The sequence below is a fragment of the Synechococcus sp. F70.1 genome (genome assembly GCF_047502745.1).
GTDB lineage: Bacteria > Cyanobacteriota > Cyanobacteriia > Thermostichales > Thermostichaceae > Thermostichus.
This window is the reverse complement of record NZ_JANSJL010000034.1, coordinates 11,414-24,616: the sequence shown is the minus strand read 5'-3', so window position 1 is coordinate 24,616 and position 13,203 is coordinate 11,414. Positions and strand designations below refer to the sequence as shown.

Here is a 13,203-nt window from a genome sequence, read left to right as displayed (position 1 = left end):
AGCGCCTAGCCTGCCTGGTTAGCCAGCCGGGAGACAAACCAAGGCCAGCAGCAGCTAGGAGTAGTTTTTGGAGAAAAGACCGCCTTTCCATGCTGACCTGGTGGGCTGCCCCGCGGGCTTAGCGGCTAACCCATCGGCTTAAACTTTGTGCCCAGTCTGTGCCTATTTCAGGATATCTTTGTCCGCCCCAGATCAACCCCCCAGCCCACAAGCCGCTTGCCAACCCAGCAAGTTAAGATGTGTTACGAGATCCGTCGGGACTGCTATGGGCGCAACACTGTCGACAGCGGCCGCAGCCCAGCCAGCGGTGGCAGAGCAGCCTTTGCCTGGATCGGGGCAGCAGCCCTTGCAGCCGGCTCTGCGTTATGACCCAGAGGAGTTGGCTAGGCAATATCGGGGGCGCTGGGGTCTGGTGCTGGGGCGTCTTTTTCAGTTGATTGCCCCCTTTTTGGGGCTGTTGATCTGGGTCTTGTGGGATCGCTGGCGGGGGGTAGAGCTGAAGAACCGACGCAAGCATGCGGCGCGGCTGCGGGAGATCCTCACCGAATTGGGGCCGACAGCCATCAAAATTGGCCAAGCTCTCTCCACCCGTCCCGACCTGGTCTCGCCCCTTTTTCTGGAAGAGCTGGCCAAGCTGCAGGATGAGCTGCCCCCCTTCGACAATGCCACTGCCTTTGCTCTCATCGAGGCGCAAATCGGCCAGCCAATAGAGCAGATCTTTCGCGAGATCGGCCCGGAACCGGTTGCCGCGGCCAGCCTGGGGCAGGTTTACCAGGCGTATCTGCACACGGGAGAGAAAGTTGCCGTCAAGGTGCAGCGGCCCGATTTGATCGGGCGCATTTCCCTGGACATGTACATCATCCGCAGCCTAGCCGCCTGGGCCAAGCGCACCTTCCGCCGCATCCGCAGCGACTTGGTGGGCATTGTCGATGAATTTGCGGGGCGGCTGTACGAAGAGATGGACTACACCCAGGAAGGCCGCAACGCCGAGCGCTTCCTAGAGCTGTACCGCCACCCCTCCATCTACGCTCCCAAAATCTATTGGGAGTACACCCGCACCAAGGTGCTGACAATGGAGTGGATCGATGGCATCAAGCTGACCCAGCTTGACAAAATCGCCGCTGCCGGGCTAAACGGGCAGCACCTCATCGAGATCGGGGTCAACTGCTCCCTGAAGCAGCTCTTGGAGCACGGCTTTTTCCATGCCGATCCCCATCCGGGCAACCTCTTGGCTATGTACGACGGGCGGCTGGCCTACATTGACTTTGGGATGATGAGCACCATCCAGCCGCACCAGCGCTACGGCCTCATCAAGGCAATCGTCCACTTGGTCAACCGGGATTTTGCCGCCTTGGCCCAGGACTACGTGGATCTGGAGTTCCTAGCTCCCGACACCGATCTCACCCCCATCATCCCCGCCTTGGAGGATGTCTTCGCCGAGGCCCTAGGCAAGCCCGTGGCCGAGCTGAATTTCAAAAGCATTACCGATCGCCTCTCGGGGGTGATGTACAACTTTCCCTTTCGCGTACCTGCCTACTACGCCCTGATCATCCGCTCGCTGCTCACCCTCGAGGGGATTGCCATCGGTCTAGATCCCAACTTCAAGGTCTTGAGCGTAGCCTATCCCTATGTGGCCCAGCGGCTCCTAACTGATCCCGCTCCAGAGCTGCGCGAAGCTCTGCGAGAGCTGCTGTTTAGCCAGGGGCAATTTCGCTGGAACCGCTTGGAAAATCTGCTGCGCAATGCCGTCAACAGCGAAGACTTTGACTTGCAGGGATCCCTAGAAAAAGCCGTTGATTTCCTCTTTTCGGAGCGGGGAGCCTTCCTGCGAGAGCAGCTGGTGGATATCCTCTTTTCCAGCTCAGGCAACGGCTCTACAGATGGTCTAACCCATCTGCAACGTCTGTGGTCAATTCTCAGCAGCAACCCCGCCTTTCAGCCGCTGCAGCTTTTGCCTCTAGTAGCCAAGGTAGCCACCAAGCCAGAAGCCCAACAGCTAGGGCGGCAGTTGGCCTCCCGCTGGCTGCAACGCTTGGCAGCCCGTCTGATCCGGGAGCTGCTGCTTGCAGAGGAGGAGAAGGAACCTAGGTCACCCGCTTCCCTCAATGGGCGCAACAGGAATAGCGGGCAAGCTGGAGAAATTCAAACCGTCTATGCTTCCCCAGCCCAACCCGCTAGTGCAGTCTAGGTTTGCTGCCTTGGCTTCTTCTACTAGCCGTTCTCGTTTTTGGAACTGGGACTGTTGAGAGCCAGCATCATCCACTCGGAGAATTCATCGCGGCGGAAGACCTGGGGGCAGGAACGCGGGCCAAAACGCAGTAAGCTAGGCATGCCGTGCTCTTTGAGGCGGGCTCGCAGCCAGGTGCCAACGCCTGTCTTGCCATCGTTGGGCATTTCGGTTTGAAAGTCACTGTACATCAGCAACAATTGACTGCGCGACTGGAGCACCGCATTCTCTTGGATCAACTTGGGCAGGGAGAGGTTAGCGTCCAAATTGCTTGCTTTGGTTGACTCTCGACGACGGCTGCGGGAACGGGATTTAGCGCTTTCGCGGTTCTTACGAGCTTTCGGTTCAATGGCCATAGAATCTCCTAGACGACTAAGGAACTCCCAAAAGGGACAAAAACCAGAACTCGCAGGCTGAGGAGAGAGCCCGCTGAGGAAGGTGGCTCGAGGGGTACAGTTCTGGAGCACTCACTGAGAAGGAGGGAAACACGCTCTCAGTCGGCCAAAGAAAAGCTGCGCCAGCCTGCCGCCAAAGCTCAAGATCCCTTGCCTGCCACGGCAATCTCCAGCGCCTTGAGTTCCGGGCCACCCATCCAAGACTTGTCTTCGTTTTGCCGGAGGAAGCTTGGCTTGGCTACCCCGGTTTGTAGGGTAGGGAAGTCCGGATGCTACTCTTAATATGACTTAAAACCCGGGCAGGTGAACACTCCCCATTGACCCAGAGGCTGCATAGCGCCTGCGGCTTATAACTTCCCAGGAAGCTGAGCCCTCACGGCAGCGCCGCCTGGCCTAAAGCTGGGGCTTGCGCCGCCTTTTGCTAGTCAGGAGCGGGCTCAGGTTTGCAGGCTTTGTCGGCCGTTGCGGATCACCCGCAGCGACTCCAGTAGCCGCATCTCCAGATCCTGCAAAACCTGATCCACGTAGCGGTGGGCCTCCCGCTGGAGACGCTCTGACTCCTGGAGGGTCTGTCGCCACACCTCCTCGCTCTGTTGGTAGGTTTGCCGCAACAACTGTTCCGCCTGAGCTTGGGCCTGGCGGAGGATGGTGGATTCGCTCACAAGCTGCTCGGCCCGGCGCTGGGCCATGGCCACGATCTCTTGGGCGTAGCGGTGGGCCTCAGCCAAGATTTGATCCCGCTGGCGCAGCACTTCCTCAGCTTCCTCTAGAGCAGTGGGCAGGTTAAGGCGGATGAAGTCCAACTGCTCTAGGATCTTCTCTTCGTCGATGAGAGTGCGCGACCAGAACAAACGGGGACTACTGAGAATCGCTGCCTCCAGTTGATCCAGGGCCTCCTGAACGCGCATCAACGCCAGGGTCTGATCTCTGGGCAGATCACTGGAGCGATTGAGAGCATCAGAGGGCAATTCTTGCATCAGTCTGGAAAGGGGGTGGCTGTGCTGGGCAAAGCAGGCAGGATGACGCCTACCATATTAGGTTCTCGCAGTCTTGAACCTGGGTGTTCCCACCCTTCCAGAGGCGGGGGACAGAGACCGCTATCTGTGGCAGACTGAGGGAAAGTTGTTGGGTTGCCCTCTGCTTATGCCCCAGCCGCAGCCTCCTCGCCGACTGGAAGATCAATTTGTGGAGAACGTCTCCCGCTACCCCACCTACTTCGTTACCGTCTTGCTGGGGGGAATTTGGGCTGGCCTACAGCCGTTTGTAAACCTGTACCGCAAAAGCGCAACGGCAGCAGCTCTAGTAACTGTGGGATCCCTAGCTCTGCTGTTGTTTATCTATTTCACCCTGCGGGCGATGACAGGGCACACGCTTCTGCCAGCGTGGATGTGGCGTTGAGAGTAAGAGAGCAGCTTACGAGCAAGCCAAGAGAAGTTTAGCTCCTGAGGGATCGCTGCTGCCGGCTCTAGCAAGCCGATCGGGTTTGCCGCTAGCTTGGTAAAGGTGTTTTCCTGTTGAGCTCATGGCAGATTGGATCCTGTTGGCACTGGTGGGCTCGACAACCTACCTGCTGCTACAAAAAAGCGTGGCCCGCCTCTCAAAGGTGCCCTGGCGGATCCTGTGGCTAGTGATGATGATCCCCCCCCTGCTTTGGGTGCTGGGGCGGCAGGTGTTTCAGTATGAAATGCCCCCTTTGCTGATGTTGGGGCTATTTTTGGCCTCCTATTTTACCAGCATGACTTTGGCACGTCGGGGGCGCCTCCAACCTCCACCAGCAGGCTCTCAGGCTGGAGTGGAAAACACCCCGGCAGAGCGAGATCCGGAGACAGAGGAAGGCGAGGAGGAAGGTGCTGCAGCTGCTCCCATCTCCATCTCGGAGGTATCGCGGGAAAAGCTCAACCGCTGCTTTCCTTGGAACGTTTTCTATCTGCAAAGCGTGGAGTACCGTCCTCAGGCCATCATCTGCCGTGGCAATTTGCGGGCGGATCCCACGGAAGCCTACGAGCAGGTACAGCGGAATGTGGAAACCACCTTTGGCAAACGCTTTCTGGTGGTGCTGCAGGAGGGGTTTGCCGGCAAGCCTTTTTTTGCCCTGGTGCCCAACCCGGCGGCGCGGCGCTCCCTAACCCGTCAGAAGGAGTGGCCTCTGCTGGCGTTGGGGCTGCTGCTGTTTACCTTTTGGACGACCCTAACTGCCGGCGCCCAAGCTTCTGGAGTCAGCCCTGACCGGTTGCTGCATCTACCCTCTCTGCTCAAAGGGTTACCTTATGCAGTGGGGATCTTGGCCATTCTGGGATCCCATGAAGGGATCCGCTACTGGGTGGCCCGCCGCCACGGCATCAAAACCTCGCTCCCCTATTTCATCCCGGTGCCTTTTGTGTTGGGAACCTTCGGGGCTTTCATCGAGCTGAAAGAGCCGGTGCCCAACCGCAAGGTACTGTTTGACATCGCCGTTGCCGGGCCGCTGGCGGGCAGCCTGGTGGCGTTGACAATGTTGCTGGTGGGGCTGGTCTTTTCGACGCCCGGGGATCCTCCGGCAGGGCCAGAGGGGCAGCCGACCCCGATTAGCTTCCATCGCATTGACCCGCGCCTCTCGGTGCTGCTGGCCATTCTGGCGCGCCTGGTGCTGGGAGATCAGCTGCAGCCGGGGCAGGTGATCGATCTGCACCCCCTGGCCTTTGCCGGCTGGCTGGGTCTAGTGGTGGTTGCCTTTAACCTGGTGCCGGTGGGCCAACTGGATGGGGGCCACATTGTCCACGCCATCTATGGCCAGCAGATGGGGGCCAATGTGGGGCGAGTGACTCGCTGGCTGGTGCTGCTGCTGGCTTTGACGGTGCAGCCCTGGCTGTTATTGTGGGCGCTGCTTTTGTTTGTGATCACCAGTGCCGACGAGCCAGCCCTCAACGATGTCGCCGAGCTGGATGAGGGCCGGGAGCTGCTGGGGCTGGCAATCTTGAGCTGGCTTGTGCTGATCCTGCTGCCGGTGCCACCCTTTTTGCAAAGCTGGCTTGGCCTGGCCTAGTTCGGGATAGGATCCAAACCACGTCAACCAGCTCAGCCCTGGCTATGCAAGCGGGTTTAATTGTCCAAAAGTACGGCGGCACCTCCGTCGGCTCCATCGAGCGCATCCAGGCCGTAGCCCAGCGGGTAGCCCACACGGTGGAGCAGGGGAAGCGGGTGGTGGTGGTGGTCTCGGCAATGGGAGAAGAAACGGATCGCCTGGTGGAACTGGGGGAACAGATCCTCCAGGGATCCCCGACCACGCCGGCCCAGTGGCGGGAGTGGGACATGCTCCTGTCTACGGGTGAGCAGGTCAGCATTGCCCTGCTGGCGTTGGCGCTGCAGCGCTTGGGCTACCCTGCCCTCTCCTTGACGGCGGCCCAGGTGGGCATCGTCACCACCCGGGATCACGGGCGGGCCCGCATTCTGCACATCCACACCGACCGCCTTTGGCAACACCTAGAGCGGGGAGAGGTGGTGGTGGTGGCCGGCTTTCAGGGCATCACCAGCCTAACTGAGCTGGAGATCACCACCCTGGGGCGGGGGGGATCGGACACCACGGCGGTGGCCTTGGCAGTGGCCCTGGGAGCCGAGCTGTGTGAGATCTACACCGATGTGCCCGGGATCTTTACTGCCGATCCGCGCAAGGTGCCCGAGGCCAGGTTGTTGCCAGAGATTACCGCCGACGAGATGCTGGAGCTAGCCAGCCTAGGAGCGCAGGTACTGCACCCCCGCTCGGTAGAAATTGCTCGCAACTACGGCGTCAAGCTGCGGGTGCGCTCTAGCCTGGAGCCGCTGCAAGCCGGATCAGAAGGCACCCTCATTGTCTCTCCCCCTGCTCGCGTCCGCTCCCCTGATAGCAGCATTGAGCTAGGGCGGGCGGTCGATACCGTGGAGCTGGATGGAGAGCAGGCCAAGTTGGTGTTGGTGGGAGTGCCGGATCGCCCGGGCATTGCCGCGCAACTGTTCCAGGAGATTGCTGCAGCGGGGATCAATGTCGACTTAATTCTGCAGTCGCTCCACCTCAGTGCGACGGAGGGATCCCCTACCAACGACATTGCCTTCACCGTCAGCCGTGCCCAGGCGGCTCAGGCAGCAGCCGTGGCCCGCAAGGTTGGCCAGGAGCTGGGGTGTAGGGAAGTCCTTGTCGATGAGGCGGTAGCCAAGGTCAGCATTGCCGGGGTGGGGATGATGGGTCGCCCGGGCATTGCCGCCGAGATGTTTCGCGTGCTGGCGGAAGCGGGGATCAACTTGCAGATGATCTCCATGTCGGAGATCAAGGTCAGCTGCGTGGTGGCAGCCGAGCGGGCTGGGGAGGCCGCCCTGGCGCTGGGGGAAGCGTTTCAGGTGATTCCCCAGTTGCATCGAGTCAAGGCAGCGCCTTGCGGGGATCCCCTTCTGCGCAACCACCCGGTGCGGGGCGTTGCCCTGGATCTGAAGCAATCGCGGCTAGGCCTGCGCAAGGTGCCGGATCGGCCGGGGACGGCTGCCCATCTGTTTGGGCGCTTGGCGGATGCTGGCGTTATCGTCGACACCATCATCCAGAGCCAGCGGAGCTACCACAACGGCCTTCCCAGTAACGACATTGCCTTTACCGTGCCTCAGGATCAGGCCAGGGCGGCTGAGGCCGTGTGCTGTCAGGTAGCCGAGGAGCTGCAGGCAGCTGGGGTTGAAACCGACCACGACATTGCCAAAGTCAGCATCGTCGGCGCCGGCATGGAAACGTATCCCGGCGTGGCGGCGCGCTTTTTTGCTGCCTTGGCCGACGCCGGGATCAACATTGAGATGATCGGCACCTCAGAGATTAAGGTAAGCTGCGTGGTGCGACGGGAGCAGGGGATCCGGGCTCTCCAAGCTGTCCACCGTGCCTTTGAACTCGACCGGCCCTAGTCTGTTTTGGCCGCCAGCAACAGGGGGAAGTGGTGGGCATTGGGGGCGTGCATGGCCTGGATCCCCAAGTTGGCGCGGTTGAGGAGATCGGCGTAGGTAGGGATGAACCGGCCTTGGCTGTCCAGGATGGACTGGTTGAAGTTAAAGCCATTGAGGTTAAAGGCCATGAGGCCGATGCCGGTTGCCGCCGCCCAGATCCCTAAGGTAGGCAGGGCCGCCATCCAGAAGTGGACAGAGCGGCTGTTGCGCCAGCCAAGGCTGGGGATCCCCAACCGCCCCAAGAAGGCGTAGTGGCCGGCCAGGAAGTTGTAGGTGACCTCCTGCTGGCCAAAGCGGTAGCCGGCATTGACTGACTCCTCTTCTGAAGTCTCCCGGATCAGGCTAGAGGTTACCAGGGAGCCGTGGAGAGAAGCCAGCAGGGCGCCGCCAAACACCCCCGCCACTGCCAGTTGGTGCAGCGGGTGCATGAGGATGTTGTGTTCCGCCTGGAAGGCGAGCATGAAGTGGAAGGTGCCGGCAATCCCTAGCGGCAGCCCCTCTGAGAAGCTGCCCTGGCCGATGGGATAGACCAGGAGCACCGCTGTAGCGGCAGCCGCCGGCGCAGAAAAAGCCACTGCAATCCAGGGGCGCATGCCCAGCCGGTAGCTCAGCTCCCACTGCCGGCCCAGGTAGCACCACACCCCGATGAGGAAGTGAAACACGATGAGCTGGTAGGGGCCGCCGTTGTAGAGCCACTCCTCCAAAGAGGCAGCTTCCCAGATGGGATAGAAGTGCAAGGCAATGGCGGCTGAGGTGGGCACCACCGCCGCAGAAATGAGGTTGTTGCCCCCCAGTAGGGAGCCAATCACCGGCTCGCGGATCCCGTCCACATCCACCGGTGGCGCAGCAATGAAGGCAATCACAAAACAAAAGGTTGCCGCCAACAAGGTCGGGATCATCAATACGCCAAACCAGCCGATGTAAAGCCGATTTTCGGTGCTAGTGATCCATTGACAAAAACTTTCCCAGCTCCATAGCCGCCGTGCGGCAGCGGAGCGCCGAACAACCACACTCATAGGCCAACTCCTAGAAAATTTGAAGAGAGCTTTCTTCCACTTGCGCTTGGCAGAGTGACCTCAGGAAATGACTCAGCCTTGTCCTGGGGATCCTTCTCCTTCCACGCTAGACAGTCTCAAGAAAACTGCCAAGGATACCTAACGTTTGCAGCCAAAATGTGAAATAAATTGATTTATCGATACAAAAAGGTAGCTTAGTATTGCAGTTTATATTCCACCCCTTTTCCCAGGCCTCAAGAGCCAGTTTTTGCAGTCGAGAACTTCAGGATTTCTTAAGGTGGGGGTCTTAAGGATTTCTTCAGAAAAGCAACCCCAGCAGGCTTTTATCGTCCAATTTCGGCGTGAAACTCCTGCAGGGACTTCACCCCCAGGGATCCTGACTGCAGAGCGCGGATGGCGGCGGCGGTAGCCCTGGCTCCAGCCAGAGTAGTGACCAAAGGAATCTTGTAGGCCAGGGCGGTGCGGCGGATCTTCCGTGCATCCTGTTGGGCTTCGCCGCCAGAAGGGGTGTTGACGATAAGCTGAATCTGGCCGTTCTTGATGGCGTCGATGACGTGGGGCCGGCCCTCGTGCAGCTTGAGCACCTTCTCGACGGGGATCCCGTGCTCGGCCAAAGCTTTTTGGGTTCCGGCAGTGGCCAGCAGGCGAAAGCCTAGCTTGACCAACTCCTGGGCCACTGGGATCACCGCCTGCTTGTCGCGGTCGCTAACGCTGATGAACACGGTGCCCCCTAGGGGCAGGTTTTGGCCGGCAGCCAGTTGCGCTTTGGCAAAGGCGCGGCCAAAGTCGGTGTCAATGCCCATCACCTCCCCGGTAGAGCGCATCTCCGGCCCCAGCAGCGTGTCGGTGCCGGGGAACTTGTGAAACGGCAGCACCACTTCCTTAACAGCCACGTAGGGCGGGATCACCTCCTGGGTAAAGCCCAGCTCTGCCAGGGTTTTGCCGCTCATCACCTGGGCAGCGTAGGCGGCCAGGGGGTGGCCAATGGCTTTGCTGACAAACGGCACGGTGCGGGAAGCGCGCGGGTTGGCTTCCAGAACGTAAACCTGCTCCTTCTGGACGGCGTATTGGACGTTAATGAGCCCCACCACCTTGAGAGCTTGGGCCAACTTCACCGTCCAGTCGCGGATCACCTGCAGCACAGCAGGGCTGAGAGTGCGGCTGGGCAAGACACAGGCGGAGTCGCCCGAGTGGATCCCGGCTTGCTCAATGTGCTCCAGGATGCCGCCGATGGTTACAGCCCCGGTGTGGTCGGCGATGGCGTCCACATCTACCTCCACGGCATCCTCCAAGAACTGATCCACCAGCACGGGACGGTTGGGATCCACCGCCACCGCTAGCTGCATGTAGCGCCGCAGATCTTGATCCGAATAGACAATCTCCATGGCCCGCCCCCCCAGCACATAGCTGGGCCGCACCACCACGGGGTAGCCAATGCGCCGGGCAATCTCCAGGCTCTCCTCCACGCTGCGGGCAAGGCCGTGGGCTGGCTGGCGGATCCCCAATTCCTCGAGCAGGCGCCCAAACCGGCCGCGATCTTCGGCTATGTCGATGGAGTCAGGAGAAGTACCCCAGATAGGCGCCTGGGCTGCGGCTAGCCCCTGGGCCAGCTTCAGGGGGGTCTGGCCGCCAAACTGCGGGATTAGACCTAGCGGCTGCTCGGCCTCGACGAGGTTCATCACCTCTTCGTAGGTCAGGGGCTCAAAGTAGAGGCGATCAGCGGTGTCGTAGTCGGTGGAAACGGTCTCGGGGTTGGAGTTGACCATGATGGTCTCATAGCCAAGGCGTCTGAGGGCAAAGACGGCATGACAGCAGCAGTAGTCGAACTCAATCCCCTGGCCGATGCGGTTGGGACCGCCCCCCAGGATCATCACCTTTGGCTTGGCGGTGGGGAAGGTCTCGGATTCGCTCTCGTAGGCGGAGTACTGGTAAGGGGTGGCCGCCTCGAACTCGGCAGCGCAGGTGTCCACGGTTTTGTAGGTGGGGATCACCCCCAGAGCCTTGCGGCGATCCCGCACCTGGGCTTCCGTGCAGCCGGTCAGGTGGGCAATTTGTCGGTCGCTAAAGCCCATCTGCTTGAGATGGCGCAGGTCTTCGGCCGTTAGGGATCCCAACTCCCGCCCTTTAAGGGCTTGCTCCACCTCCACCAACTCCTTCAGCTTGTCGATAAACCAGGGATCGATGTGGGTAAGCTGGGCAATTTCCTGGACCGAGAAACCCATGAGCAGGGCGGTGCGGATGGTCAACAGGCGGAAGGGGTTGGGGGTGCGCAGGTTGGCCCGCACTTCCTCTGGCGTTGGGAAGACTTCCGGCCTGTCGCTCCCAAAGCCAGGGCGGTCGATCTCCAAAGACCGCAATGCCTTCTGGATGGACTCCTGGAAGGTGCGGCCAATGGCCATCACCTCCCCCACCGACTTCATCTGGGTTGTCAAAACGGGCTCCGCCCCAGGAAACTTTTCAAAGGCAAAGCGGGGGATTTTGGTGACGACATAGTCAATGGTGGGCTCAAAGCTGGCAGGGGTTTTGCGGGTAATGTCATTGGGAAGCTCCGGCAGCGTGTAGCCCACAGCCAGCTTGGCGGCAATCTTGGCAATGGGAAAGCCGGTGGCCTTGCTGGCCAAGGCAGAGGAGCGGGAGACCCGCGGGTTCATCTCGATAACCCGCACTTCGCCATTGGCGGGGTTGACGGCAAACTGCACGTTGGATCCCCCCGTTTCCACCCCAATCTCGCGCATGATGGCGATGGCGTAGTCGCGCAGCCGCTGGTACTCCTTGTCGGTGAGGGTCTGCGCCGGGGCCACGGTGATGGAGTCGCCGGTGTGGACCCCCATGGGGTCGATGTTTTCAATCGAGCAGATGATGACCACGTTGTCCGCCAGATCCCGCATCACCTCCAGCTCGAACTCCTTCCAGCCGATGATCGACTCCTCCACCAGGATCTGGGAGATTGGGCTGGCCTCTAGGCCGGCGGTGCAGATTTCCTCCAACTCCTCTTGGTTGTAGGCCACGCCGCCACCTGTACCTCCCAAGGTGTAGGCGGGGCGGATGATGAGGGGGTAGCCAATTTCTTGAGCAATCTGTTTGGCTTCTTCTAGGCTGCGGGCCAACCCTGAGCGGGGGACGGCCAGGCCAATTCGCTGCATCGCCTGCTTGAACAGCTCCCGGTCTTCGGCTTTTTCAATGGCCTCACGCTTGGCCCCAATTAGCTCCACCCCGTACTGGTCCAGGATCCCGCGCCGGGCTAGCTCCATCGCTACATTGAGAGCTGTCTGTCCCCCCATGGTGGGAAGGAGGGCATCAGGGCGCTCCCGCTCGATGATCTGGGCCACAAAGTCTGCCGTCACCGGCTCGATGTAGACGCGATCCGCCATACTGGGATCCGTCATGATGGTGGCCGGGTTGGAGTTGACCAGGATGACCTCGTAGCCCTCCTCTCGCAGGGCTTTGCAGGCTTGGGTGCCCGAGTAGTCGAACTCGCAGGCTTGGCCAATAACAATAGGCCCCGCTCCAATGAGCAAGATCTTGTGAATGTCGGTACGACGCGGCATGGGATCCCTAGGGTGGCAAGGTCAGCCTTCTATTTTAAGAGGCGGGCCCAGCTTGGGCGGTAAGATGGTGTACCTTGGGCAAGGGGCCTCGGAAAGGGTTGCTGTTGGAAAGCCTTGAGATGAACTTGCCCAGCCTCCTCTGGCCCGATCCTGGCGAGATCCCAGCTCCTCCTCGGCCCGGGATCCTGGGTGTTTTGGCTTCCGGCAACGGCAGCAATTTTGAGGCCATTGCCCAGGCCATCGAGGCCGGCGAGCTGCCAGCCCACATCGCTGTTGTGATCACCAACAATCCTGAGGCCTATGTGCGGCAGCGGGCGGAGCGCCGAGGGATCCCCTGTGTCCTCCTTAACCACCGCGACTATCCCAGCCGGGAGGCGCTAGATGCCGCCATCGTGGAGGTGCTGCAGCAGCATCAGGTGGAGTGGGTGATCATGGCCGGCTGGATGCGCTTGGTGACTCAGGTGTTGCTGTCTGCCTATCCGGAGCGGGTTTTAAACCTTCACCCCAGTCTCTTGCCCAGCTTCAAGGGCCTACGGGCTGTGGAGCAGGCGCTGGCGTGCGGCGTAAAAATCGCCGGCTGCACCGTCCACCGGGTTACGTTGGAAATGGACAGCGGCCCCATCGTGGCCCAGGCGGCGGTGCCGGTCCTGCCGGAAGATACTGTGGAGTCGCTCTACCGGCGCATCCAGGCCCAGGAACATCGCCTCTATCCTCTGGCTATCCGCCTCTGCTTGGCCGAGGGATCCCTCTCCCCGAAGCCTCCCTCCTAGGAGGCGCACCCCATGGCCGAGCTCTCACCCCTTCTTGCTTTCGATAGCTCCGCAATTCTGGCTGGGCGACTGGCTCGGTGGCAGGAATGGGCCCGCTTCGGGGTGTGTGTGCTGCCTCAGGCGGTGCTGGCTGAGCTGGAGCGCCTGGCTCGAGAAGCCATTGAGCCTCAGGAAGAGTCGACGGCGCGTGCCTTTTTGCGCCACCAGCCCAGCTTGGGGTTTGCCGTCTCAGCAGCCCGCGCCTGGGTCGAGGAGGTCAACGCCAGCGGCCACTCCCTAAAAGCTCGCCTGGAGCAGGCCATTGCCGAGTGCGCCTAC

9 protein-coding genes and 1 pseudogene are annotated in these 13,203 nt (G+C 60.7%); 6 read left to right on the top strand and 4 right to left on the bottom strand.

The annotated features are described in order from the left end of the window. The first annotated feature begins 265 nt into the window (after positions 1–265). Positions 266–2,188: an ABC1 kinase family protein gene (locus NW860_RS02175; protein ID WP_414512119.1), complete on the top strand. Its 1,923-nt coding sequence runs from the start codon at positions 266–268 to the stop codon at positions 2,186–2,188. 23 nt (positions 2,189–2,211) lie between these two features. Here NW860_RS02175 and NW860_RS02170 read toward each other — a convergent pair whose 3' ends face one another. Together NW860_RS02170 and NW860_RS02165 are read right to left on the bottom strand one after the other, a co-directional pair. Beyond that, the gene (locus NW860_RS02170) at positions 2,212–2,583 is read right to left on the bottom strand and encodes a hypothetical protein (RefSeq protein ID WP_414394851.1); all 372 of its coding nucleotides are present in this window, start codon (positions 2,581–2,583) and stop codon (positions 2,212–2,214) included. Positions 2,584–3,059: 476 nt separating this feature from the next. After that, the gene (locus NW860_RS02165; RefSeq protein ID WP_414411779.1) at positions 3,060–3,599 is read right to left on the bottom strand and encodes a hypothetical protein; all 540 of its coding nucleotides are present in this window, start codon (positions 3,597–3,599) and stop codon (positions 3,060–3,062) included. 73 nt (positions 3,600–3,672) lie between these two features. Between NW860_RS02165 and NW860_RS02160 the strand changes: the two genes are divergently transcribed. The 3 genes from NW860_RS02160 to NW860_RS02150 all read left to right on the top strand — a co-directional run bounded on the left by NW860_RS02160 (position 3,673) and on the right by NW860_RS02150 (position 7,512). Continuing rightward, positions 3,673–4,020, top strand: a complete 348-nt coding sequence (locus NW860_RS02160) for a DUF751 family protein (RefSeq protein ID WP_414411780.1) — start codon at positions 3,673–3,675, stop codon at positions 4,018–4,020. 124 nt (positions 4,021–4,144) lie between these two features. After that, positions 4,145–5,644, top strand: coding sequence for a site-2 protease family protein (locus NW860_RS02155; protein ID WP_414512116.1), 1,500 nt, complete (start codon positions 4,145–4,147; stop codon positions 5,642–5,644). Between the two features lie 44 nt (positions 5,645–5,688). Continuing rightward, positions 5,689–7,512 (top strand): aspartate kinase, encoded by a 1,824-nt coding sequence (locus tag NW860_RS02150; RefSeq protein ID WP_414394844.1) that lies wholly within the window; start codon positions 5,689–5,691, stop codon positions 7,510–7,512. On the opposite strand, the gene psbA is transcribed toward NW860_RS02150, so the two are convergent. Together psbA and carB are read right to left on the bottom strand one after the other, a co-directional pair. Continuing rightward, the gene (gene psbA, locus NW860_RS02145; RefSeq protein ID WP_414512114.1) at positions 7,509–8,567 is read right to left on the bottom strand and encodes a photosystem II q(b) protein; all 1,059 of its coding nucleotides are present in this window, start codon (positions 8,565–8,567) and stop codon (positions 7,509–7,511) included. The genes NW860_RS02150 and psbA overlap by 4 nt on opposite strands. Before the next feature lie 323 nt (positions 8,568–8,890). Then, a complete protein-coding gene (gene carB / locus NW860_RS02140) occupies positions 8,891–12,115 on the bottom strand; it encodes a carbamoyl-phosphate synthase large subunit (protein WP_414512112.1) in 3,225 nt (1,074 codons plus the stop codon). Positions 12,116–12,234: 119 nt separating this feature from the next. On the opposite strand from carB, the gene purN reads away from it, so the two are divergent. Both purN and NW860_RS02130 read left to right on the top strand, forming a co-directional pair. Next, complete coding sequence (purN, locus tag NW860_RS02135; RefSeq protein ID WP_414422931.1) at positions 12,235–12,885, top strand: phosphoribosylglycinamide formyltransferase; 651 nt, start codon at positions 12,235–12,237, stop codon at positions 12,883–12,885. A gap of 12 nt (positions 12,886–12,897) precedes the next feature. After that, positions 12,898–13,203, top strand: a pseudogene (locus tag NW860_RS02130) (hypothetical protein); the annotation flags it as partial.